18 protein-coding genes and 2 pseudogenes are annotated in these 23,903 nt (G+C 66.5%); 10 read left to right on the forward strand and 10 right to left on the reverse strand.

Annotated features, from left to right (window positions below; genetic code table 11):
* Positions 1-719: hypothetical protein (locus tag Q7A36_RS32370; protein ID WP_305107930.1), on the forward strand; the 719-nt coding region annotated here is incomplete at its 5' end.
* Between the two features lie 130 nt (positions 720-849).
* Here the strand turns inward: Q7A36_RS32370 and Q7A36_RS32375 are convergent.
* Positions 850-1,167, reverse strand: a complete 318-nt coding sequence (locus tag Q7A36_RS32375) for a hypothetical protein (RefSeq protein ID WP_305107931.1) — start codon at positions 1,165-1,167, stop codon at positions 850-852.
* 252 nt (positions 1,168-1,419) lie between these two features.
* On the opposite strand from Q7A36_RS32375, the gene Q7A36_RS32380 reads away from it, so the two are divergent.
* Together Q7A36_RS32380 and Q7A36_RS32385 are read left to right on the forward strand one after the other, a co-directional pair.
* The gene (locus Q7A36_RS32380) at positions 1,420-2,283 is read left to right on the forward strand and encodes a tyrosine-type recombinase/integrase (RefSeq protein ID WP_370655741.1); all 864 of its coding nucleotides are present in this window, start codon (positions 1,420-1,422) and stop codon (positions 2,281-2,283) included.
* A 9-nt stretch (positions 2,284-2,292) separates the two neighbouring features.
* Positions 2,293-3,453 (forward strand): annotated as a pseudogene (locus Q7A36_RS32385) (IS91 family transposase); the annotation flags it as partial.
* Between the two features lie 714 nt (positions 3,454-4,167).
* Here the strand turns inward: Q7A36_RS32385 and Q7A36_RS32390 are convergent.
* Positions 4,168-6,054, reverse strand: coding sequence for a putative bifunctional diguanylate cyclase/phosphodiesterase (locus Q7A36_RS32390; protein WP_305107932.1), 1,887 nt, complete (start codon positions 6,052-6,054; stop codon positions 4,168-4,170).
* Between the two features lie 506 nt (positions 6,055-6,560).
* Here Q7A36_RS32390 and Q7A36_RS32395 point away from each other — a divergent pair.
* Positions 6,561-6,863, forward strand: coding sequence for a YfiR/HmsC family protein (locus Q7A36_RS32395; RefSeq protein WP_305107933.1), 303 nt, complete (start codon positions 6,561-6,563; stop codon positions 6,861-6,863).
* A 2-nt stretch (positions 6,864-6,865) separates the two neighbouring features.
* A complete protein-coding gene (locus Q7A36_RS32400) occupies positions 6,866-8,860 on the forward strand; it encodes a TonB-dependent receptor plug domain-containing protein (protein ID WP_305107934.1) in 1,995 nt (664 codons plus the stop codon).
* 79 nt (positions 8,861-8,939) lie between these two features.
* Here Q7A36_RS32400 and Q7A36_RS32405 read toward each other — a convergent pair whose 3' ends face one another.
* On the reverse strand, positions 8,940-9,905 hold the full coding sequence (locus Q7A36_RS32405) for a hypothetical protein (protein WP_305107935.1): 966 nt from the start codon (positions 9,903-9,905) through the stop codon (positions 8,940-8,942).
* Positions 9,906-9,955: 50 nt separating this feature from the next.
* On the opposite strand from Q7A36_RS32405, the gene istA reads away from it, so the two are divergent.
* Both istA and istB read left to right on the forward strand, forming a co-directional pair.
* A complete protein-coding gene (istA, locus tag Q7A36_RS32410; protein WP_305107936.1) occupies positions 9,956-11,500 on the forward strand; it encodes an IS21 family transposase in 1,545 nt (514 codons plus the stop codon).
* Positions 11,500-12,261 (forward strand): IS21-like element helper ATPase IstB, encoded by a 762-nt coding sequence (gene istB, locus Q7A36_RS32415; protein ID WP_305107937.1) that lies wholly within the window; start codon positions 11,500-11,502, stop codon positions 12,259-12,261. The genes istA and istB overlap by 1 nt, the downstream gene beginning before the upstream one ends.
* Positions 12,262-12,352: 91 nt before the next feature.
* Here istB and Q7A36_RS32420 read toward each other — a convergent pair whose 3' ends face one another.
* On the reverse strand, positions 12,353-12,829 hold the full coding sequence (locus Q7A36_RS32420; RefSeq protein WP_305107938.1) for a hypothetical protein: 477 nt from the start codon (positions 12,827-12,829) through the stop codon (positions 12,353-12,355).
* A gap of 1,196 nt (positions 12,830-14,025) precedes the next feature.
* Between Q7A36_RS32420 and Q7A36_RS32425 the strand changes: the two genes are divergently transcribed.
* Positions 14,026-14,736 carry an IS6 family transposase gene (locus Q7A36_RS32425; protein ID WP_305107939.1) on the forward strand — a complete coding sequence of 237 codons (711 nt, stop codon included), beginning with the start codon at positions 14,026-14,028 and terminating at the stop codon, positions 14,734-14,736.
* 86 nt (positions 14,737-14,822) lie between these two features.
* The gene (locus Q7A36_RS32430; protein ID WP_305107940.1) at positions 14,823-15,134 is read left to right on the forward strand and encodes an ATP-binding protein; all 312 of its coding nucleotides are present in this window, start codon (positions 14,823-14,825) and stop codon (positions 15,132-15,134) included.
* A gap of 207 nt (positions 15,135-15,341) precedes the next feature.
* Here the strand turns inward: Q7A36_RS32430 and Q7A36_RS32435 are convergent, their stop codons facing one another.
* The 6 genes from Q7A36_RS32435 to Q7A36_RS32460 form a co-directional block, all read right to left on the reverse strand.
* Positions 15,342-16,376 (reverse strand): ParB/RepB/Spo0J family partition protein, encoded by a 1,035-nt coding sequence (locus Q7A36_RS32435; protein WP_305107941.1) that lies wholly within the window; start codon positions 16,374-16,376, stop codon positions 15,342-15,344.
* A 61-nt stretch (positions 16,377-16,437) separates the two neighbouring features.
* The gene (locus tag Q7A36_RS32440; RefSeq protein ID WP_305107942.1) at positions 16,438-17,607 is read right to left on the reverse strand and encodes an AAA family ATPase; all 1,170 of its coding nucleotides are present in this window, start codon (positions 17,605-17,607) and stop codon (positions 16,438-16,440) included.
* A 14-nt stretch (positions 17,608-17,621) separates the two neighbouring features.
* Complete coding sequence (locus Q7A36_RS32445; protein WP_305107943.1) at positions 17,622-18,896, reverse strand: replication protein RepA; 1,275 nt, start codon at positions 18,894-18,896, stop codon at positions 17,622-17,624.
* Between the two features lie 992 nt (positions 18,897-19,888).
* Positions 19,889-21,157 carry a type II toxin-antitoxin system HipA family toxin gene (locus Q7A36_RS32450; RefSeq protein WP_305107944.1) on the reverse strand — a complete coding sequence of 423 codons (1,269 nt, stop codon included), beginning with the start codon at positions 21,155-21,157 and terminating at the stop codon, positions 19,889-19,891.
* A 38-nt stretch (positions 21,158-21,195) separates the two neighbouring features.
* Positions 21,196-21,459, reverse strand: a complete 264-nt coding sequence (locus Q7A36_RS32455) for a helix-turn-helix domain-containing protein (protein WP_305107945.1) — start codon at positions 21,457-21,459, stop codon at positions 21,196-21,198.
* A 621-nt stretch (positions 21,460-22,080) separates the two neighbouring features.
* The gene (locus tag Q7A36_RS32460; RefSeq protein ID WP_305107946.1) at positions 22,081-22,977 is read right to left on the reverse strand and encodes a recombinase family protein; all 897 of its coding nucleotides are present in this window, start codon (positions 22,975-22,977) and stop codon (positions 22,081-22,083) included.
* 487 nt (positions 22,978-23,464) lie between these two features.
* On the opposite strand from Q7A36_RS32460, the pseudogene Q7A36_RS32465 reads away from it, so the two are divergent.
* Positions 23,465-23,903, forward strand: a pseudogene (locus Q7A36_RS32465) (hypothetical protein); the annotation flags it as partial.

A 23,903-nucleotide genomic window follows, 5' to 3' on the forward strand; every position in this document is an offset into this window, starting at 1 on the left:
AACTTCGTCGCGCGCGAGGCCGGGCTGTGAGCGCGAGGGCTTCAAAGCGGCTGCTCGCCGCCCTCGACACCGACGAGGCACCGCCCGCCGATCTTCGGCCAGTAGAATTTGGGCGGCTGGTGGCGGCCGGTGCCGGCATGATCGAGACCGTGCGCGAGGTGTTTGCCGGGACCACGCTGCTCGACGACGAATCCAGGGTCCGAGCGATCGTTGAGACACGACACGAGGTCGAGCACGCTTGGAACAGCGCCAAGGCGTCCTTCATCCAGATCGGCCGGGCGCTGAACCGGCTCGACGGCATGATGCGAACGAGAATCGAGCGGCAGGCTCTCAAGGCCGGCTTCGAGCGGCTGTTCCCTTTAAGCGAGAGCGTAGCCAACCAGTTCCGGGCGGTAGCTGCCGCCATCGACGACGGGCGTTTGCCCGAGGACGCCTGTCCGGCTTCCTATTCGGCCGCCTATCAGGTCGCGCTACTCGAACCCCACGAGCTTGAGGCCGCGTGGACGAGGGGTCTGGTCACCCCGACCACGAGCAGGTCGGCGCTAATCGCCTTCCGCAAGCAGCTTGCAAGCCCGAACTTCGCTCAGGTCGATGTCGCGGCATTGCAGGCCGAGGCGCGCAGGATCGACGCTCGTCTCGAACGGATGGCAGCGGAACGCCACACCCTTGAAGCGCGCCGGGCCGAGATCAAGCGGCTACTGAGTACCGAGACGTCCTGAGCGGCCTCTTGATCAGGCTCTAACAAGGAGTGTGGCAGGTATGGAGGAGCGGACCGGAAGGTCCGCTCCTCACTGTAGTTGAAGCCGAAAAATTTTCACTTTAACCATTCCACATAGAAAATCTTAGATTTTAATTCGTAACATTATTCTGAGACGCCGCACCTCGCGACTGGCAGCCCCGGCCGGCGACGGACAAGACTTCCGCGCTGCTCTGGATGTCGATGATGAGGACGGTGCGGTCACATACCGTGTGACCGGCTACGTACTCTGCCGCCTGGCTTCGCACCATGATCCACTGCAGCTTGGTCAGGAGCGCCTTCGCCTCAGCCAGCGCGAGGCCAAGGTCCGGGAGAGAGCACTCCGCCACCGGCCGCCTGAGCGTGACCAACTCGGTCGTCTCCAGCTCGCCATGTCCCGTCTTTGCCTCCAGCCGCACCGTCCACTGCATCTGACCTGCCCTTCTGGTCCGGCCCTAGCCAAATCGACCAGCCGAGGCCCGGCAAGCGGCTTGCCCGAGTTTTTGACACTCCCTTGGTGCTACCGCCGTCGGCCGCGCAGTAGGCGAATCGTATTGCCCTCGCTGAATTCAGGCGATTGAACTAAACCGCTTTCGAGATGAGGGGAGTAGAACTGGCGCGGTGTGATCTGCCGTCTGTCAGGGTCTCGGGGTGTGCAACCACCCCAGTGACGGGAGACCCCCATGATGGCTGCTGTGAGCCCTCTTCGCCGTCGGATGATCGAGGACATGATGGTCCGCAATCTCTCGCCGGCGACCCAGCGATCCTACCTGTATGCCGTCACCAAGTTCAGCCAGTTCTTCGGCCGCTCGCCGGATCGGCTGGACCTTGAGGACGTACGCAGGTTCCAGGTGCATCTGGTGTCTGGCGGCATGTCCTGGCCGGCGCTCAACCAGACCGTCTGTGCCTTGCGCTTCTTTTTTGGGGTGACCCTTGGGCGGGGCGATTTGCCGGAGCGGATCCCGCACGCCCGCGAGCCGCGCAAACTACCGGTGGTGCTCAGTGCCGACGAGGTTGTGCGTTTCCTCGAGGCGGTCGCGGGGCTGAAACATCGCGCTGCGCTGACCACCGCCTATGCCGCCGGGTTGCGGGTCTCGGAGGTCGTTAGCCTCAAGGTGGCCGACATCGACAGCAGTCGAATGGTGATCCGTATCGAGCAGGGTAAGGGCGCCAAGGACCGCTATGTCATGTTGTCACCGCAGCTGCTCGGCATTCTGCGCAGCTATTGGCGCCTGACGCGGCCGACCCACTGGCTGTTCCCTGGTCGCGACGCCGAGCAGCCGCTGCACCCGACCGCGCTGCACGGTGCCTGCCGATCTGCCCGGGCCGCGGCCGGGCTGGAAAAGCGGGTGACGGTGCACACGCTGCGGCACAGCTTCGCCACGCATTTGCTGGAGAGCGGCACCGACATCCGCATCATCCAGGTCTTGCTCGGTCACAACAACCTGCAGACCACGGCCCGCTATACGCAGGTTGCGACCAGCACGATCGGCCGGACGCCGAGCCCGCTTGAGCGACTACGGCTGGAGGTCACGCCGTCCCACTGAGCCGGCGTGATGCGTCCCATGCTGGAGGTGGCGGACATCGTCCGTCAGCATGGCCCAGCCTATCGGCAGGCGCACGCGGCTCATCTTGGCCGCACCGAGCGGCGGGTCCTCGCAGCGATCGAGGCATGCCGGACGCCGGCGCTAGGTGGCCATTCCGAGCACTGTACCGACTGCGGGCTGGTCCGCTACGCCTACAACTCCTGCCGCAATCGCCACTGCCCCAAATGCCAGGGCTTGGCCCGTGCCGAGTGGCTGGCAGCGCGCCAGGCCGAGCTGCTGCCGGTGCCCTACTTCCATGTCGTCTTCACCATGCCGGCCGCTGCAGCCGACATCGCCTTCCACAACAAGGCAAGCGTCTACGCCATCCTGTTCCACGCTGCGGCCGAGGCGCTGCACAGCGTCGCGGCCGACCCCCGCTACCTCGGTGCTGAGGTCGGCGCAATCGCGGTGCTGCATAGCTGGGGACAGACCCTGCAGCACCATCCACACCTGCACTGTATCGTGCCTGCTGGCGGGATCTCGCCCGACCAGTCCCGCTGGATCGCTTGCCGACCTGGCTTCTTCCTGCCCGTTCGCTTGCTCTCCCGCCGCTTCCGCGACGTATTCCTGCAGCACTTGGCAGCCGCATTCAGCAAGGGCGAGCTGCGCTTCCCTGGCACGCTCGCCACCTTGGTGGATCCGGCCGCTTTTGCCACCCGGCTCGACGCCCTGGCTGGCCTCGACTGGGTCATCTATGCCAAGCCCCCCTTCGCCGGGCCCGAGCAGGTGCTCGGCTACCTTGGCCGCTATACTCATCGCGTCGCCATCGCCAACAGTCGTCTGGTCGACCTCGACGATGGCCGGGTCAGCTTTACCTGGAAGGACTACCGCCAGGACGCCAAGACCAAGGTCATGACGCTCCCCGCCGACGAGTTCATCCGCCGCTTCCTGCAGCATACGCTACCCGACGGATTTCACCGCATCCGCCACATCGGCTTCCTCGCCAACCGTCATCGCACCGCCAAACTGGCGTTGTGCCGCGAGCTTCTGGCCGCACCACTGGTGCGATACCTCATGACCCCGCCACCGCGGTTCGCCATCAGCGCTGCGATCTCAGAAACCGCCGACTGCGGTGCGGGCCAAGATGTGTCGTGTCGCGCTCTGGAGCTCCGGGGCAGCCCCAAAGGACCTGCATCCGGCGCTCGTCGCGCAACCAAGGCACACCCGACACACCCAATTACTCCAGTTCGTTCGATTTCCTGCCGGCGCCAATCCTGCCGCATCGCCCAGCGATGCGCATCAGACCCCCGCAGCAGCTTACATTCCCCATAGCCGTCGCTATCCCGCGGTTCAGTTCAATCCGGCTTCAATGAGGTCGCGCCCACCGCCTGCGCTGCGGCGGCGTTCGTGCCGCGACCTCACAGAAGCCTCCAGATTGTGCGGCTAGTGGAAACGGGCGCGGGTGGCAGTAGTGGAGTACGGACGGGACGGAAATCGCGCTTTGGTTGGGGCTTATCCGCGGATAGTCGCTCGCCGCTGTTCCGACCCCAAAACATGAGGCAGTCCCGGCAGCGGCGGGACTGCCTCATGTTTTGGGGTCGGAACGGACAGGCGATAACGTGCGGCCCGATGCTCTCTGTGAAGTGGCGTGCGTGACTTGGATTTTGGCTGTTGGGAACGGCCGCTGACCGCAGTAACGGGAGCACGGGCGTGGCTAAATCGCGCTGTGGTTAGGGCTCGTCCATGGATAACCGCTCGACGCCGTCTCCGCAGCAGCTTGAGTCGCCTCGCGCGTCCCAGCCGGGTTGGTTCAGTTATCAGCGGACGAGCCCTTATCGCTTGTCCGTTCCGACCCCCCAAACATGAGGCAGTCCTCCCGCTCAAGTGGTGACCCACTGACCTTATTCAACCTCTTCCCGGACGGACATTTAGAAAAAACGCTCGGAAATCTTCGGCCGGCATGGGCTTGCCGAAGAGGTAACCCTGCACCTCGCCACAACCCTCGGCTTGCAGCAGCCGGGCCTGACTGTCGGTCTCGACCCCCTCGGCATTGGCGCGCACACCAAGGCTGCGGGTGATGCCGACGACGGCGCGGACGATAGCTTCGGAGTTGGCGTCCTGGCCCAGGCTGCGGATGAAGCCGCGGTCGATCTTGATCTTGTCGAAGGAGAACTTCTGCAGGTAGCCGAGGCTGGAATAGCCGGTGCCGAAGTCGTCCATGGCGATTTTGACGCCGAGCCGGCGCAGGCGGTACAGCATGGCCAGCGTCTCGTCCGTGTCGTGCAGCAGCACGCCCTCTGTAATCTCGAGCTCGAGCCGCGAGGGCCGCAGCCCGGTGGTGGCCAGCGCCGCCGCGACGGCCTCGTAGAGCCCGGGCAGGCGGAACTGCACAGCCGAGACATTCACCGCCACGCCGAGCTCCTCGGGCCAGGTCACGGCCAGCCGGCAAGCCTCCTGCAACGTCCAGGCGCCGATCTGGGCGATCAGGCCGGTCTCCTCGGCGAGCGGGATAAACTGGTCGGGTGACACGTTACCCCACCCAGGACGGTTCCAGCGCAGCAGCGCCTCGGCGCCGATCACCCGCCCAGACGGCAGGTCGATCTGCGGCTGGTAGTGCAGCCGGAACTCGCCCTCGCCGAGGGCGCGGCGGAGATCCGCCTCGAGGGCACGCCGCTCCATCAGCCGCTGGTTCATCTCCGGTGCAAAGAAGCAGAAGTCGCCCCGGCCGTTCTCCTTGACCTGATAAAGGGCGAGATCGGCATCCTTGAGCAGTTGCAGCGGCTCGATGGCCTGCTCCGGCTGCGACAGGGCGATGCCGACGCTGACGCCGACCGTGACCTGCTGGCCATCCAGGTCGATGGGCGGCTCGACTGCGGCAATGATCCGTCGTGCCAGGGCTTCTGCTCCGTGTGGCTGCGCGACCCGCGGCTGGATGACGGCGAACTCGTCACCGCCGAGGCGGGCGAGGGTGTCGCTGTCACGCAGGCAGGCGGAGAGGCGGCGCGAGACCTCGCGTAGCAGCTTGTCGCCCGCCGCATGGCCCAGGGTGTCGTTGACCTCCTTGAACCGGTCGAGATCAAGGCAGAACACGGCCAAGGGCTGCCCGTTGCGGTGGGATTGGGTCATGGCCTGGCGCAGCCGGTCGCCGAAGATGCCGCGGTTGGGCAGGCCGGTCAGCAGGTCGTGGGCGGCCAGGTAGGCGGCGCGGTCGAGGGCGCGCCGCAGCAGCCGCAGCGGGACGACCCGCAGCACCACGAAGATAGCGCCGCCGAGTAGGGCTGAGGTCATGGCGAGGGCGAGGGCGATACTGAGTTCGGTCCGGATCGAACGGGCGGCTTCGGTTTCGCCGAGGAGCATGTCTGCATCGTAGATCGGAGCGCGCCGGGTCAGGACTGGCCAGGCGAGCCCGTCCTCGTCTGCCGCCTCAACGACGAGACGGCCCTTGGCGTCGAACACGCGCCGCCGCTCGGCCGACTTGCCTGCCGCGGCGTCGGCGGGTGCTGCGATGCGCAGCCCGTCGAACTCCCAGAAGGCAGGGTTCTGCCGCGCAAGTTCGACCACCTCGGCGGCGTGCAGGGTGGCGCTGGTCTCGAGCGCACCTTGCAGACGGCCGTGCACCGCAAAAAGGTAGGCGGCCGGCAGGCAGAGAGCGATGACCACTGACGCCATCGCGGCGAGCAGGGTGACGATGCGCACCATGTCAGCCTCGGGCGTTTTCAGCGTCATCCAGTGCGACAGGAGACCTCGGGCCTGGGGGAGGATGCGCGGCAGGGCGAGAGCAGAGAACGACACGGAACACCTCGGCGAGAACAGCATGGTGCTGCCGCCAGGCATTTAATGCGAAAAATGCCTAATTGCGCGCTTCTGGCCGCCGCCTCGGTGCCTCCTCGGCTTACCGACGCATTCCGCTGTTTAGAGGCACCGCCGACAGCGGCAAGACGCAGGCAATTCGGTCGTTTGTGCTATGCGAAATATAGCGAGATAAACGGTGGCCGACGTCGCTCCAGGGCGCCCGCCGCTCTCCAGCTAAGGATACGCGAAAAATGATTGCCCGCATTTCCAGAGGCGGTAGGGCCCGGGTTCGGTACGCCGCTCTGTGCGGGGTCATAGCACTCTGTGTCGCCGCTCCACCCGCCGCGGCCGAAGCCTCAGTCCGCGACCTGCAGATCCTGGCCCGAGCCCTGGGCTTTCTCGATCGCGCTCCCAAGGGCGCAGCTGAGCTTGGGATCGTCTACTCGAGATCGTCGCCCACTGGGAAAGCTGAGGCAGAGCGGGTTGCCGCCCTCTGCGGCGATGGCTTGCGCGCCGGTGCCCTGACGCTCCGCCCGCGGCTGGTGCCGACCGAGGCCGCCGGGCAGGCGCAGGTGGCCGCGCTGCTGCTGACCGAGGCCGCCCTGCCCGAGGCCGAGCAGATCGCCAGTGCCCTCGCCGGCCGCGGCATCCCGCTCATCGCCACCTCGCCCAGCGCGCTCGATGGCAGCCGCGTGGTCATGGCGGTCCGCAGCGAGCCGCGGGTGGAGATCCTGGTCAGCCGGGCCGCCGCCCAGGCCGCGGGCGTCACCTTCTCCGCCGCCTTCCGCATGATGATCCAGGAGCGCTGACCGTGCGCGCGCAAGTACCCACACCGCATCCGAAGCGCCGCGCCGTGGCCGCGCTCGGCCTCCTCGCCCTCACCGCGGGCGGGCCCGCGGCGGCGCAGGGCCTCGACTACGGTGCGCTCGAGGCGCTGTTCGAGGAACCGGTCACCACCAGCGCGACGGGCAAGCCGCAGCGCGCCTCCGAGGTGCCGGTGGCCATGGACATCATCACCGCCGAGCAGATCCGCAGATCCGGCGCCCATGACATCCCGACGGTGCTCGCCCGCTACACCTCGCTCGATGTCTTACAGTACAACGAGCAGGACTTTTCTGTCTCAGCCCGCGGCTTGGCCACGCCATCGAACCCTCGCTTGCTCGTTCTGATCGACGGAAGACAAGTTTACCTGGATGATTACGGCCGCACGAAATGGGCGGCGCTGCCGGTGCAGCTTGGCGAGATCCGCCAGATCGAGGTGGTGCGCGGTCCGAATACCGCGCTGTTCGGCTTCAATGCCGTCGCCGGTGTCGTGAACATCGTCACCTACAACCCGGCTTTCGACCGCGTCAGCAATGCCACGGTGCGCCTGGGCACGCACGGCTACCGCGAGGCGTCGGGAGTGGCGACAGCACCGCTTGGTGAGGGCAGCGGTGTTCGGCTCTCGGCCGGCGTGCGTGATGCGTCACCCTGGCGGAGCGGCTTCCTGCCCGGTGAGGCAGGCAAGGCCTACCAGCAGGACCCTGAGCGCTTTCAGTTCGCCACGAACACCGTTGCCCGGATCACAGATCACATACAGGCATCCTTCGATGCCAGCTACTCCCGGACGCGGGAGACCGCGATCGACATTGGCGCCCTGAACTACAGTGATACCAGGACCTGGAGTCTGCGGGGCCGTATCACCGCCGAGACTGGCATCGGCTTGGTTGAGGGCGCTGTTTACCACAATGGGGTAGAGAGTGATCTTTATAGGAGCCTTCACTTTGACCAAGGCGTCACGGTGGTGCAACTCAGCGATACGTTGAAGCTCGGTGCCCGCCACACGCTGCGACCCTCCTTCGAGTATCGCCACAATGCCCTGCATATCGGCACCGCCCAGGTTGGCTATGATGTGGTCGCCATCGGAGCCATGTGGAACTGGGCCATCCTAGACACGCTGGAACTCACCTTGGCAGGTCGGCGAGATCAGGTGTGGCTGGAAGGCTCAGGCTACAACTCGGCGGCCGATCCCAACCGTAACTCGCTCTATAATAATCGTGACTTCGGCACCTTTGCCTACAATGCCGGCCTCGTCTGGCGGCCCAGCCCGACCGATACCGTACGGCTCTCGGCCGCCCGCGGCATCGGCATGCCGAGTCTGATTGATCTCGGCGCGCTTACCAGCATCGGGCCCTTCCTGATCGTTGGCAATCCCAACCTCAGGCCGACTATCGTGGACAACTACGAGATCGGATACCGCCGGCACGTAGCAGCGCTCGATGCCAGCCTCGGTATCACCGTTTTCCACCAGAGCAACCGCGACATCAGCAGCAGCTTCGGCGCGCCATGGACCATGAATCCAGGTGTCTCTGGGCTCGTCAAAACGCCACAAAACCTGCCGAAGCTGGAAGTTTCAGGCATCGAGCTGTCTGGCAAAGGCAAGCTTGCCCATGGTTTCGACTGGGGCATCGAGTACCGGCTGGCGTCGGTCGCTGGTTCGCTCGACCCGACTGTCCAACTCGACCCGAAGCATGCATCGCCGCGACACCTCGTCTCAGGGCGATTGGGATGGGGTTCGGGACCATTCCAAGCCGATGCTTTCCTGCGCTACGCCAGCACTGCATCCGGTTGGCGCTTCGTGAACTCCACCGCGACCTACGTCACTGTTGATGATTACGCATCGGTCGGCGCGCGCCTGGCTTACCGACTGAACGATCGGTTGACCCTGGCCGCTGAAGGCTCGAACCTGGTGACCGAGAAACAGCGGCAGTCGATCGGCTTGCAGGCACGACGCTCGCTCTATCTCTCGCTACGGGCAGAGTTCTAAACAGCTTGACCGGGCTCTCGGGGGCACTGCCATCGTGTTGCATCGGTCGACGGTATGGGGACTGCCGCATCTCTGGGGGTCACGCTGCGGTAGCGACCGCCGGGTGCTGATCGTTGGCAGCTTGGAAACGCTGTCCGAAGCCGGTGCCGAGTGTGCCGTTGTAGACGGCGCAGCGGACCTGGAGCACGCGGTCGGCACCGCGCCGGGTCCAGCGCATCTGCTGCGACTTGGCCATCCGACGGTTCACCAGGAAGTTGGCCGTGCCCTCAGTCAGGGCCGTGCCGACCCGCTGCCCCGCCCGGTGCCGCTCGGCGTAGTTGACCAACCAGTCGCTCTGGCCAAGCAGATAGCCGTTCAGCGCCCGCAAGGTGGTCCATAGCTTGCGCGAGGGTGCGACGGAGCGCCGGCCGTCCGCCTCGCCCCGGAAGTGATGCATGACGGCACGGATGCGATCGAGACTGATCACAACGTCCCGGGCCTTGCCGTTCCACAATCGCCAGCGCAAGTGCTCGACCTCCTCGACGATCATCACCTTCGCCGCGGCGCGTTCCGGGGTGTCGGACGACAAGGTGCCGGCGACCTGCGTCAGGTGCTGCAGCCGCATGGCGAGGTGGAACCAGTCCAAAATCGGCAGGTCAGCTATGCCAGCGTCGAGCAGGATGCGCCGTAGTCCTAAACAGCCATCGGTGAACGCGGTCAGCACCGTATTCGGTGTCCGCCCGACCGCATCGAGGTTGCCGCGGATCAGCGCCGCGAGATCGGTGTCGGTCTTCGCCACAGCACCGAAGACCTGCCGTCCTCCTGCCTCGGTCTCGACATTGCCGATCCGGACCTCCAGGTGCCGCTCGCCGTCCTCGCAACTGCGGACGAAGGTCGCGTCCAAGGTCACCGTGACCGTCTCGGCACCGGCACTGGCAGGCGCCTCGGTTGCTGGTCGCATCGGCAAGGTCTCGGCGACCTTGAAGGTGTGGCGGCGCAAGCTCTCCGGATCCAATGGCTTTGCTAGCGAATGTTGGCCCAGGCGTGCTGGCGAAAGTTGGCCCACCTGCTGTCCCTCAACCTAGGGTCTTTCGGGCATGACCCGGAGGACCAAGAGTGGATTGGAAAGCCAAGGTGGATTTGTTCGAACAGCTCCGCCGGGAGCACGAGTTTGGCGTGGGCACGATCGCTGGCGTGGCGGCGAAGTTCGGGGTGCACCGGCGGATGGTGCGGCAGGCGTTGGCCAATGCGCTGCCGCCGCCGCGGCAGTACCGCCAGCGCGCCAAGCCGAAGCTCGATGCAGTTCTGGCCTTCATCGATGGTGTTCTGGAGGAAGACCGGCGAGCGCCGCGCAAGCAGCGCCACACAGCGCGTCGGCTGCACCGGCGGCTGCTGACGGCGTTTCCTGGCGTGGTGGTGGCGGAGTCGACGGTGCGCAACCACGTGCGCGAGCGCAAACGGGCGATGGGATTGGTGTTGCGGGAGACCTTCGTGCCGCAGAGCTACGCCCTGGGCCAGGAGGCGCAGGTGGACTGGTACGAAGCCTGGGTGGACCTTGGCGGGGACCGCACCAAGGTGCAGGTGTTTGCGATGCGCTCGATGGCCAGCGGGGCGGCGTTCCATCGCGGGTATCTGCACGCGACGCAGCAAGCGTTCCTAGAGGCGCACGAAGCAGCATTCGACTATTTCGGTGGGGTGTTCCGGCTGCTGCGGTACGACAACCTGACGAGCGCGGTGCGCAAGATTCTGCGCGGGCACCGGCGAGAGGAGACGGTGCGGTTTGTGGCGTTCCGCTCGCATTGGCGGTTTGCGGCGGAGTTCTGCACCCCTGGCGAAGGCCATGAGAAAGGCGGCATTGAGGGCGAGGTCGGCTACTTCCGGCGCAACCACCTGGTGCCGGTGCCGGTGGTGACGGATCTCGATGCGCTGAACGCGCTGCTGCTGGCGGGCTGCCGCGCGGACGAGGCGCGGGTGTTGGACGGCCGCCGCGAGGCTGTCAGTGCGGTGATGGCGATGGAGCGTGAGCACCTGCTGCGCCCGGCGGCCGAGGGGTTCAACCTGGCCGATGTGGTATTCCCGGTAGTGGACAAGCTGGGCTGCGTCACCGTCAAGACCAACGCCTACTCGGTGCCCGCCCCGGCGGGCAGCCGGGTGGAGGCGCGGGTGCACCCGTTGCATGTGGAGATCTGGCAGGGTGGGCGACGGGTAGCGCGTCACGAGCGCTGCCACGGCCGCCGTCAGCAGGTGCTGGACCTTGAGCACTATCTCGACGTTCTGGGCCACAAGCCGGGTGCGTTGGCCGGGTCCAGGCCGCTGGAGCAATGGCGGCAGGCCGGACGCTGGCTGGCCTGCCACGACGAACTCTGGGCTCGGTTGCAGGCTCGCCACGGCAAGCAAGACGGCACCCGCGCCATGGTGGCGGTGCTGATGCTGGGCCGCGAGTTCGGCGAGGAGCGGCTGCGCGTGGCAATCGCTACGGCGGTGTCGCTGGGAGCCTGCGATGTGGCGGCGGTGCGCTATCTGCTGGCCGAGGCGGGGCTGCATAAGACGGCGCCCGCCGCGGTGGATGTCGGCGCGCTGGCCCGCTACGACCGGCCGATGCCCAGTGTCGCCGACTACGACATGCTGCTCCACTCCAGCCCCTGCGCGGGGACAGCGTGATGAGCGAGATGCAGGATCAGGTCATCCGGCAGCACTGCAAGGCGCTGCGGATGCCGAGCATTGGAGGCCAGTTCCGGCGCCTGGAAGAGACCGCGGTGCGGGAGAAGCAGTCGCATGTGGATTACCTCGAGGCACTGCTGACGGCCGAGATGGAGGAGCGCGAGAGCCGCGCCATCGCGCGCCTGCTACAAGAGGCGAGACTGCCGCGGATGAAGACGCTGGAGGGGTTCGAGTTCGATCGCTCCGGCGTCTCGGCCGCGCAACTGCGTGGGCTGGCCGAGGGCGGTTACATCGTCAAGGCAGAGCCAGTTCTGCTGGTCGGCGAAGCGGGCACGGGAAAGACGCATTTGGCGACCGGGTTGTGCGTAGCCGCCTGTCGTCAGCGGCGGCGGGTGCGGTTCACCACGGCGAGCGGGCTGATCAATGAGCTGGCCGAGGCGGCGCACGCCAACCAACTCAGCCGTGCGCTTGGTCGCTGGGAACGGCTCGACCTGATCTGCATAGACGAGCTGGGCTACGTGCTCCTTGCCGAAACCGCCTGCGAGCTGATGTTCCAGGTAATCGCCGACCGAGCGGAAAAGGCGGCAGTGATTGTCACCACCAACCTGCCGTTCTCGGAGTGGCCGCAGGTCATTCCGAACCCTCGGCTGTGCAAGGCGCTGATCGACCGCCTTACCGACCAGGCGCACATCATCACCACCGGCGTGGACTCCTACCGGTTCCGCTGCACCACGGCGCAGCGCAAGGCCGCCAAGCCATAAGGAGGACACCAAGACCGCGATGCTGACCGGCCTGGCTGGGCCGCGGCCCAGCCAGGCCGGTCAGCACCGGCAGGTGGGCCACAATTCATCATCACTGCTGGGCCGGATTTCGTGGACACAGCCAATCCAAGCCCGCATCGACCGGGAACATCTGACCGAGCAGGTCAGCCGCGGTCCGGTAGGTCAGTAGGGCAGAGAGCTGGGCGCGTAACCGGTCCAGCTCCGGGGTTGAGCGGACACGTGGTGGCCAGTCCACGCCAGCCTCGGTGGTACCGCATCCGGCACAGAGGAAACGGGGCAGCCGGACCGTCACCTGGCCGAACAGTGTTGCGACCTCATGCTGACGATAGTCCTTTATCCGGCAAGTGGCACCACAGTGCCGGCACTCCGGGCGGAGCGCGGCATGAAGACGAGCCTGCGCGGCGACGATCTCCTGCTGTACGCCGGCCAGGAGCTGCTTGCTCTCGGCCAGGGTCAGGCCCAGGCTGGCCAGGTCGGCGAGGGTGTCGGGCCTGGGGATTTGCAGAACGTCGGTGCTGTGCTCCGTCCCGTCGGCCTGTACGCTCACCAGTCTCACGATCCAAGCCACGTCGGCACCACCTCAGCGGGGAAAACGAGCCAGAGCATACCCGCTCTCGGTGGTGAGCCCCCAATTCTGCGGCAGTCCCATAGAGAACCTTCCACCGCAGATTGTAGACTGTCCGTTTCCACCCCCAAACATGAGGCAGTCCCGACGGCCCCCTCGATGCAAGGACTTGTTGGTGTGGTGGCGCCGCGGTCGGGTGCGGTCAGATCAGGTTGGTATAACAACTGTCACGTCTCAAAACTTCACCGGCCGGTCTATTTCGGTGCTCCGCCGCACTGACATCTCCGTTAAGTCGCTGACACCGAGCCGGATTGTGCGTTCTCCGTTCGTAACCGGGAGGGAGTGTTGGTCGATGAGTGAGCCAATCGAGGGCAGCGGAGCGGCGGCGGTGGGCGCCCACAGCAAGGACGCCATGCAAGGCTCAAGCAACCGCACACCTTCGGACCAGGGCCGATCAGGATCGGCGGCACCCGAGCATGGCGCCTCGAGTGCGACGGCTACGGTGGACGATCTCGGGGCATCCCTTCGCGGCGCGTCCGAAACCGTCAGGTCCGTAGCCGGTACAGCAGGTCAGGAGGCCGCCCGCCTGGCAGCGACGGCTCAGGAAGGCATCTCGCGTGCTGGCCGTGAGGCGTATCGGCAGGGCGCCCAGGCCAGTCAGTATGCGGGCGGGGCGGTCAGGAGCGATCCGCTAATCGCGCTGGCGGTGGTGGGGGCACTGGGTTTCGCCCTTGGTCTGCTGGTCGGTCGCCGATGAAGCATTGGCGCCGGGGATAACCGCCAGCAACACAGGGGTGGTGTGCTTGGGCGGGGTGACCAACCGCAGCGGGTATCGGCGGGCGGCGGTAAGGACGCCAGGGGCGGTGTCAGAGAGAGGCATACCCGGGCATCCTGGTGCGGCCCCCGACCAGTCAGGCGCTACCATCCAAAGCCCCGCCGAAAGGCCGGTCGGGACAACGCGCTGGCGCCCGCCCCCCACGCGTGCAGGACCATTCGCTCGGCCGCTGCGGCAAGTGAAGCGAAAACGCGATCAGGATGGCACACCCGGTTCCACGTCGGCTTGAGCCATCAGCGCCAGCCGAGTGCCTGGGTGAGAGCCCCGATACCGAAGCCAGCCCAGGGCATTGTCAAGTTCGCGGTCCCTAGCCGGAACGAAGCGGTTGGGGTATGCTGACGAGATGACGCCCGAGCCCGCCACCTACCCCGGATACCGCTTCCCGGCCGAGATCATCAACCAAGCTGTCTGGCTCTACCACGTCTTCGGCCTGAGCTTCCGAGAGGTGGAGCTCATCCTGGCCGAGCGGGGCGTCACGGTCAGCCATGAGAGCATCCGCCAGTGGTGCCTCAAGTTCGGGGCCGACTTCGCCCGCAAGCTCCGGAGACGACGGCCGAAGCCCGGCGATACCTGGCACCTCGATGAGGTGTTCCTGAAGATCAACGGCGAGCTACACTACCTTTGGCGTGCGGTGGACCAGCACGGCGTCGTGCTCGACGTCCTGGTGCAGGACCGCCGGAATGCCACGGCCGCCAAGCGCTTCTTCAAGCGCCTGCTAGCTGGCCTGAAGTACAAGCCCAAGCGCCTCGTCACGGATGGCCTGCGCAGCTACGGGGTAGCGCACCGCGAGCTGGTGCCCGAGGTGAAGCACCGAACCAGTCGGTATCTGAACAACAGAGCGGAGAACTCGCACCGGCCAACGCGACGGCGCGAGCGGCAGATGCAGCGGTTCAAGTCGCCGGAGCAGGCGCAGCGTTTCTTGTCATCCCACGCCATGATCTATGGCCACTTCCGTCCGCGGCGGCACCTGATGACCGCTGCCGAGTATCGGGATGCTCGTGCCGAAGCCTTCCGAGTGTGGCGGCAGGAGACGTGCGTCCAAATGGCAGCGTGAAGCTCAGGACCGGGCTGCCGCGCGACGACGCGCGCCTTTGTAGCCCGACAAGTTGACGATGCCCGGCGCCGCTTTCGGTCGGCCGCATGACCGCACTCGTGCTGCTGGTGAACGAGGCGGCGCTCAACGCGGCGAAGCATGCCTTCCGCCCCGGGTGCGATGGCGTCTTCGCGGTGAGCTTGCAGCCGCATGCCGGTGGGGGGCTGCGACTGGTCGTGCGCGACGACGGTACAGGCCCCGTGGTCGGGGCGAGCGCAGGTCCGCCGGCGACGTCGCCCGCCGGCGCGCAGGGGCTGGGGATGCCGATCATGCGTTCCCTGGCCCGGCAGCTCGGCGGCGAACTAGATGTGCTTGACGGACCCGGCATGGCCCTGGCCGTCACCTTCGCCCCGGACTGATCGGCGCCGCCTGCTGCCGCGAGTGGCGGCGCGGGCTGGACGCGGAATGCGACCATGCGTTACCCGGCTTGGGTTCCGCATCGTGGTTACCTCGTGGAAAAGCCCTTCTCGCAAGGCAGCCCAGGCATGTCACTGCCTGTAAACTCCGCAGCCCAAACGGGTAGTTTCGGCACTATCCCCGAGGAACAGTGTAATGTAACAGGGCTGTTAGGACAGGGCCAGCTTGACTAGCGCCTCTTCGATGGCGGACATTAGAGTGTGCTTAGTTACCTTCCGCGGCGCCGGAACTGAAATCGTCAGGGCACTCTCGCCACGACTAGCTCGCACGGCCTTTAGCAACACTGCTCCGTCGTCCGTACGCACTATATACTCCAGTGGAGTCTTGGGTTTTTTGGAAGGCGCGGCACTCGACTTAACCAACCGTCCCACCACTGCAGCCGCAGGAAGTCCAGGCTTTCGTTCCTCGCGCAAACGGGCCTGCTCCGAAGCAATGGCGCTGGCTTCAGTCAGGATCGCGTTCCGCTTCACCGGCACATTGAGCAATGGAGCAAGGGACGCGGCGTGGCTTATCCGAAGCTCATGCGGTGACGCGAAGGCCGACACCACCTCTTCGGGCAGCTTGGCGAGTTCCAGGAAGCGGCTTAGCCAGCTGGCTGACACCTCCAGCCGTTCCGCCATCCTCTGCTGGCTACCTTCATAGTGCCGCTCCAACGCCCGGGCATAGTCGCAGGCGCGCTCGTAATCAGAGAGATCCCGGCGGTTGCGGTTCTCCAGGTCCGCAAGCCGGAATGCCTCTTCGTCCGTCAACTCCCGCGGCTCGATAAGGAACCGGAACTCGGGGTAGTTGTTCGCCCGCATCCAGGCGACGGTCCAGTGTCGCCTGGCGCCGCAGATCACCTCAAAATCGTGCTGCGGGTCGCCGGTTAGACGCCGTACGATTGCCGGCATCTCCTGCTTGCCCTGAGCCTTGAAGCTCTCGATCAGGTCGGCACAGCTCGTCTCGTTCAGGGCGGCATAGTCGCGGTTGTGCTGCTCCCAAATCCGGCAGCGCGCAGGGTCAACCAACTCCTGCGTCCGGGTCACCGCGGCACCGCGAGCGAGTTGGGCTAGGGTGTTGTCGCGGGCCTGCAAAATGCCGGTACGCGGCGGCAGACGAGCAGCGGCGGACTTGGCAGCCCCCTCCCCTTCTCCGCCGGCGCCGCCGGTCAGCTTGGCTGCAAAGCCCTTGTTTCCCGTCGCCACGCCGAATTCCTTTTCTAACTCAGTGTGTTATCAGCCATTTGCAGAGCTGCAATTCTCCCGCTCAGAGCACTCCGATCGCCTTCAGCGCTTCCCGGTGGCTCGGCCAAGTCAGCCTGATCTGGGTCTCGATCTCGGCATTCGCCGCATTCAGGTAGGTCAGACAGCGCTGGTAGGTCTCGCGCGAGGTGACCGGCTTTTCCAGTTCGTAAACCGTCATCAGCCGGGCCGAGGCATTGTCGATTTCGGCGCTGTCCTTCAGCACCGTACGCAGCATGGTTTCGCTAAACAGGGAGCGCATCATTCCCAGCATTTCGGTTTGGATCGACTTCTGCTCATCAGCCCGGGTCGCCAGGATGCGCATCCAGGCGAGATCTACCGGCATGCCGCGATCGGCCAGCACGGCCATGGTTTCGTAGAGCATAGCGAAGAAAGAGGTGGTGGAGGTGAAGTCCACCACGGTTGGAGGCACCGGCACCAGCAGCGCGTTCGCTGCTCGCATCACCGAGAGGGAGATAGTACCTAGTGCTGGCGGTGGGTCGAGGATGACGACGTCAAAGTGGTCGCCGATCGAGGCAATTCCCTCTCCTAGCCTATTCAACAAGGTGGAGTCCGCCCGCGCCATGCGCGCCGCCAGTTCGTACTCCGCCGAGTAAAGCTTGAGGTTCGCCGGGATCAGGTACAAACCGTCCCAGTGGGTTTCCCGCACCGCATAGGCTAGGCTCGTGGTCTCTGCGTGTCGAAAGAAGGGATAGAGCGTCTCATCTTCGGAGACGTCCAGGTCGGGCGCATAGCCGAACAGCGCAGTGGTGGAACCCTGGCTGTCGCAGTCAATCAGGCAGACCCGGTAACCCTTGATAGCAAGGTACTGCGCAAGGTGGGCAGACACGGTCGACTTCCCGACCCCGCCCTTAAAGTTCTGGACCGCAATGACTGAGAGCGGGTCACCAGGCGCTCGCCAAGGTCGGGTGCCGAACACCTCCCGCATGTGGTTCACCTCGGCTAGCGAATAACCGATGCGCCGGCCCGAGGCCTTACGCTCCACGGCGGGAATTTTGCCGTCCTTTTCTGCATCGCGAATGGCGGCTGGGGTGCGGTTCACCAGTTCTGCGGCGCGGGTGATCGGAAAATGCGGCCCCTTGCGGACGCCCTCCTCGGCCTCGCCGCGCAGCGAGCCCAACACGTTGAGGGAGCGGGTGAAAAGGCCCTCTATCAGGTCGACACTGGCTGGCACGGCGATGTCCGGGGTCAGGGTTTGTCAGATTTGCGCATGCGGACGTCAGGCCTGTGCGCCAGTCCGACATGTTCGGCGGCATGATCCAGCGCCTGGCCGAAATGCGCGCGGATGTAGTCCGCCTTGAAGCTGCTGGTGGTGGCCAGCACCCAGCCCTCGTCCCGGTGTTCCAGCCGCACGTCCCTCAGCCAGACATTGGCCAGCGATGGTTCCAGCGAGGCCCGCAATGCCTTGAGGAAGCGGGCAGGGATGTCCGATCCGGTCGCGGTCGGCAGGGTGACGGTTGGAAGGAGGGTTGGGGCGGGCGTACCCTTATCATCGATCGAGCTACCTGCAATGACGGCCAGCTTGGCGCCCTGCACCAACTTCTGCTGCAGTGGCGCCGGCGAAGCGTGCAGGCGAATGATTGAGGTATCGAACTCGGCGCGTGCCTCCGGATAGACGGCGGAGACCTGGTGCTCCCAGGCGTCCCGCACCGTCTGGCGGAACTTGCGCATATTGGCCTGCTCATTGCCGAAATGGGCAGCCAGCTGCTGCCAGCTCATGGAAATCGGCTTGGCTTGGCTGATCCGCGGCAGGCGATAAGCCAGCCAGGTGTAGAGGTCGAGCGCCGTGGCAGACTCGCGGATCTGGCGGATCGCGTGCTCGTTCAGCGGCACCGCGTGGCGAGCGAGGTGATTGTGGAAGGCTTCGGTCAGGACGATCTCGCGGGTGAAGGCGCCATGGCTGGCCGTGGTGCCGACCCACTCATTCGCCAGCTTGAGCTCCTTCATCGCGAACTCGTTGCTACCGTCGATCTTCTCGCTGTCCCAACGGATCATCCACTCGCAAGCCAGCAGGCGGTCGAGCTGCTGTCGTACCAGCGTCGCCGAGCCGCGCGGCCCGTAGCTAGCTGTACGGAAGCCCATCCGCCGCATCCAATCCGTGAACGTGTCGCCTAGGTGTACCTGGCGCGACCTGGTGCGGACCGCCTCCGACATGATGTGGATGAGGATAAGTCGGGGCAGGGACCCATAAGGCACCCCAAGCACCTTGAGCACCCTCTGCCCACCCTCGGGGTGAACGATGGCCTTGGGAGTGATGAGAAGCGTGTACTGACCGTCCTGGCGGATGATCGGCTTCTGGTCATCGGCGGGCCGACGGACCGGCAGGCTCATGGCGCAGAGGGCGGAGTGCAGGAAACTCGGGGCCGGTTCGGCCTCGGCCACTTGGCGCACACGTTCGAACAGGTCGAGTTGGCCGGCCGAGGCCGCCAACTGTAGCGCACCGGCCTGATCGTTCAGCGCCAAGGCGGTGTGGACCTGCTGACCCAGTGGTTGGCGCGGCGGCACGGGGCGGCTCCAATGCGACTCGGGATCGAATCCCAAAGCGCTTGTAGCACAAGTGCGGCGTTGGCGTGAACCACTTGCGCAATTCCAGGCTCAGTCGGCACAAAAGCGAAAGCTGACCGATGCAGCGAGTGCGCACCGATGATAGTGGTACGTTTCGATTTGAAATTGCAAGCTTCGAGTTAGCCTTAGGAAAGGTCTTAGGAAATTGAGTCCTTAGGTATGGGTACCCTTTTCATCGGTTGCGGCTCGGAGTCGCGTACCTTCGTCATCGGTCTCGGCCCGAGTCATCGTACCGAGTTCATCGGGTGTCTGTACCCTGATCATCGGCCCGGGTACGGTGTACCTTTATCATTGGTCACCCAGCGCTTGCCTGTCCGAGAGACCTGTTATGGCGCCGGGATGCTCAGGCTGGCCCGCACCGAAGCGGCATGCGTGCGGGGTGCACGCTGTCCCCGGGGCGCGACAGCAAGGAAACCGTGAGGAGAAAGCCTGGAACTCTGGCCCCCCGTATCGCTGTGGGATCGTGATGTTGCAGGATGGCTCACGAAAATCGGGTGAATGACGCCGGGCATCTCGGGTGCTGAGAGCCCGGCAATCCGCACCGCCTTGTTTCCGGTCGCGGCGCGAGCGCGGCGCATCTGGCTCCAATCGGATACGCTCTGCGTACCTTTATCATCGGTGCCCTGACCAAGGATGCATTTCCGCTTCCAGGGCTGGTCAGCGCGGATCGCTCATGGCAGCCCTTCCAGGGCCGCAGTGGCCGGCCGGGACGGAAGGGGCTGGTACTGACCTGGCGCGTAGACACGACGCCCTCTCTTGCGCCGCGCTCGCCTGCCCCGGGGTGAGCCCGCAGCGGTCACTTGCAAGTCTGCAAATCGAGCACAACTCACTGAGACAAGAGCTGAATTCGGCCTTTCCACCAGCCATGCCGCCGTTGTCGCAAACTCGCCTCAGTGGCCTGGGCGCAAGCCGAAGCGTGCCCGGACGCCCCGGGCGATGGCATCCGCAAGGTCTTGCGGGAAGCCGGCCGGCAGGCCGCCCAGAGCTTGGTCCAGCGCTGCTGGCGCCCGGACTACAAGGTCGTCCAGGAGATCGGTGGCGTCCCTCGCCGACAGCCCCGCACCCATCATCGTCTCGATGAAGTGCCGCCGCGTGATCCGCCCGACCACGTAGTGCCGGCTTGTCCCGACGGCCATCGCCAGCTTGTAGCGGTTCTGCTGGATCTGGCCTGCGTCGACGTTCGGCTGCGCGGACATGATGTCGTACAGCGGTGCCAGCAGAAACCGCCCCCCCGGCCGTAGGAATTGACTGAAATTCTTCGCATGGCCATCCGTCGCCCCAAGCGCCCAGAACAGCACTTGGGCCTGCAGCAGGCGGCGGCGATCGCCGGTCGGGTCGTCGCTGGCCCGTAGGTGCGCCAGCAGTGCCAGGATCCCCGGGCCGCCGTCGGCCTCATATTTCTTCGAGACCGTGACGCCCAGCGCTTGGCAGAGATCCTCCTGCGGGAGGCGAAGGAGGCGGCCGTCCGGCATCCAACGGCGGTCGAATCGCTCCACTATGAGGACTTGCTGGGCCTCGAAGGTGGCCATCTCCGCCGCGGCCACCGGAAGGCCGAAGGCGGATACCAGGCGCAGGCACAGCCACTCATTCTCCACACTGCGAGACAGGTCCAGCCCGTCCCGGCGCGGTCCGATTGCCGGTTTCAAAATGTGGGTCGTGGCGGTCGTGCCGTGCGGGATTAGCCACTGGCCCTGGTGCCGGAGCAGGGCCGTTTTCTCCTGCGCCCCGGCGAGTGAAATGCGGAACTCAGGATCCGACCCGGCACCCAACGGCACCCGCGCCAAGTCCTGGAGGAGGGCCGCAATTTCCGCCTCCGTGACTGTGCGTCCCTGCACCACGCCAACCGCGCCGGGATCCGCACCAGCAGGCAGGAACTGCAACGCCCCAATGCAGTCTCGCCCCAGTGCCGCCAGGAGATCGAAGGTGTCGGGGCTCTCGGCATTCGTCCGTGCGGCGACAGCGACCCGGATCGCACGGTCGTCAGGCAGGAGGTTCTCGAAGAAAGCAGCGGGGACGGCACCAGCGAAGCGCTCTTCTCGCAGCGGCATAGAGGACGACACCGAAATGGCGTTCTCCCAGCCCAGCCAACTACGGTCGTAATGAAACTCGATGCCGCCTGATGGCTCCTTCCGGAGCTCTCCCACGAGGCGCCCGTTCATGCGGACATCGAGCGGACGACGAAGCGGCCGTCGGCCCATCAGAACAGCCCGGCCACGTCATCGGCTGCGGCTTCGGTCCGGCGAGGGCGGACGACGAGCTCCAGGCCAAGCGCCGCCAGGATGTCAGTGACGGTCTTCAGCTTCACCCCCTCCAACCCATTCTCCAGCAGGGAGATGGTGGCCTGGGTGACGCCGGCCTTGTCGGCCAGCTGCGACTGGGTTAGCCGTTGGGCACGCCGTGCGCGCCGCAAGGCCATGCCAATCTGCCGCGGATCGCGGGCCATCATGTCGGGCACCGACACCCTATATGCTCCGCCGTGTAGGTGGGATTTATACGGCGCGAAAGATAAATGGCCAATATGCGCCACAGCATATAAGCGTGGCCCCGTCGTATGCCCGAAGCGACTAGAGGTGGAACTAGCCTTCAGCATGGCGCAGGCAACAGCCAGGAGCCGGTCGGCGACGGTGCGCAGCGCTTGACCGCGGGAATGGCCGCTCTTGCCGCGACCCTTCCGGCGGAGGCCACGCGCCTCGCGCGCATGGTCGTTGTCGCGTTTCCTGATTCGTGTCGTCGCGTCGTGAATCAGGGCATCGGACCATCATCCGTGCCCTGATCCATGTTGCTGGCCGGCTTGGCGACGGCGCGGGGTGGCGTGGTCAGCGTGGCTGCTTGCTGCCGGCCACGGCAGCCATAGCGCCCCCGGGCTTGCCCCGGACCGGTGCCGCGGGGCGGCGCGCGGTCGGGGCTGGGCCGACGGCACCTGTCGCGGTTCCTCATTGATGCGACTGGCCCGGCGGCGTGCGCGAGGCCCGCGAGGCATGTCCTTGTTGGTGCGACCGGTGCACCCCTGGCCGGCAGTGCTGCGGCGTCGGATTGCTGCGCGGCGGACCAGTCTCTGCTGCAGGGGCGTTGGCGGCGTCGCCTATGCGGCCGGCAGCAGGCCCGCCTTCCTGGCGCGGGCGAGGACATGCGCGACCGAGCCGGGCCGCCAGTGGGCGCCGCCGCGCGGCGTTGGCTCGCGCAGCGCCGCCAGCCGCGCCCCGATCTGACGCAGGGTGGCTCGCGGGTCGCTGAGCACGATGCCCGCCACCACCGCGAGCAGCCGGTCCGGCGCCGCCCGGCGCGGGACGGGGTCGAGGAGCGAGCGCTTCGCCATGCCCTCGGCAGCCAGCGCCCGCACGGCCCGCAGCAGCCGCTCGCCGGTCCAGCGCGGCGCCCCGGCCGGCTGCCGGGCGTTCAGGTAGCGCACCACCGCCTCCCAGGGCCGGCCCTCGGCCCGCAGCCGCCGCACGGCGGGCAGCCAGGCATCGGCGCCGGCGGCCAGCCCCTCCAGCCAAGCCGCCCGCCGCGCCGCCGTGACCTGGCGGATGGCGGCCGGATCGCCGGCGCGCAGGCCGGGGTTGCCGGCCCGCCGGCCGCGTGCCGCGGCGGCCTGCATGCCGCTGCGGGTGCGCTCGCGGATCAGGGCGCGTTCGAGCTGGGCGGCCGCCCCCAGCACCTGCAGGGTGAACAGGCCCTGCGGGCTGGCGGTGTCGACGGGGTCGCGGAGCGAGCGGAAGTGCACACCGCGGGCCTGCAGGCCCTCGATCACCTCCAGCAGGTGCGACAGCGAGCGGGCGAGGCGGTCGAGCGAGACCACGACCAGGGTGTCGCCGGGCCGTAGCCGGGCCAGGGTGCGGGTGAGCACGGGCCGGTCGCGGTCGCCGCCCGAGGCGTGCTCCTCGGCCACCTCGCCGCAGCCGGCGGTGCGCAGCTCATCGAGCTGGCGCCGGGTGGCCTGGTCCTCGGTGCTGACGCGCGCGTAGCCGACCAGCGCCATGCCGGGGCCCCTTTTGTCCTGCTGCGCCCCGGCCAGCGGCGGCCAGGGTGAGGGTGGATCTCACGATTGAGGATCAACTTGGCCGAGGAAACCGCCTGTCCTGGGCTTTGTCAAATCTCGCAAGTCGCACTCATCCGGTCCTTTGCAGGCGCATCAAGAGCCCGCGCCAGTATCCGGCGGCCAGCCCAGGCTGCCTGCCGGGCGGCGCCGGGCACCCCGGCAGGCCGAGGCGCAAGCCCTTGTCGGAGCGGCATTCTGCCGCGTGCAGGGTGGCATTCCGGGCTCCCCGCGACCGGCGTACGGGCGCCGGCGCGACGCGCTTTCGGGCCTCGTGGCGGCCGCGATGGCATGCCGGGGGCCTCGACACGACCGACGACGCCGTGCGGGTACCACTCGGGTTGCCCCTTGGCCAGAAAATAAGCGAGAGTTTGAAGTGAAGTTCTGAATCGGGTAAATCGCACCGATTCTGAGGGGAGGGGGCTCACCGGTGTCGTTGGCATCGAGCAGGCGGGCTGACACGCCCCCGCATCTCGGGGACCCGGCCCTGCTGGCGGCCCTTGCCCTGGCCAGCGCAGCGGTCGCCCGGCTCGATGCCGCCACCGCCCTGCATCCGCTGCTGCCGGCCCTGCTGCACCGGAGCCGTCTCGATGCGGCCCGGCGCCAGGCCGCGGCGGATGGCCACCTGATCGACCCCTGGCACCTCGCCGCGGCGCTGGAAGGCCTGCCGCTGCGGGCCATGCGGGACAGCGAGCGGATCATGGATGCGGGGGCGATCCAGGACGCCGCCCGCCTCGCCCTCGACTACCACGGCTGGCTCGCGGCCCCCGACGAGGACGCGGAGGCGGCGGTCCGGGCGGCGCTCGCCGCGCTCGAAGGGCAGCGCCCCTATGGCGTCCCGCTGCTCGATGCCGCCTGGGGCGCCTGGC

Source organism: Paracraurococcus lichenis (assembly GCF_030657435.1).
Classification (GTDB): Bacteria; Pseudomonadota; Alphaproteobacteria; order Acetobacterales; family Acetobacteraceae; genus Paracraurococcus; species Paracraurococcus lichenis.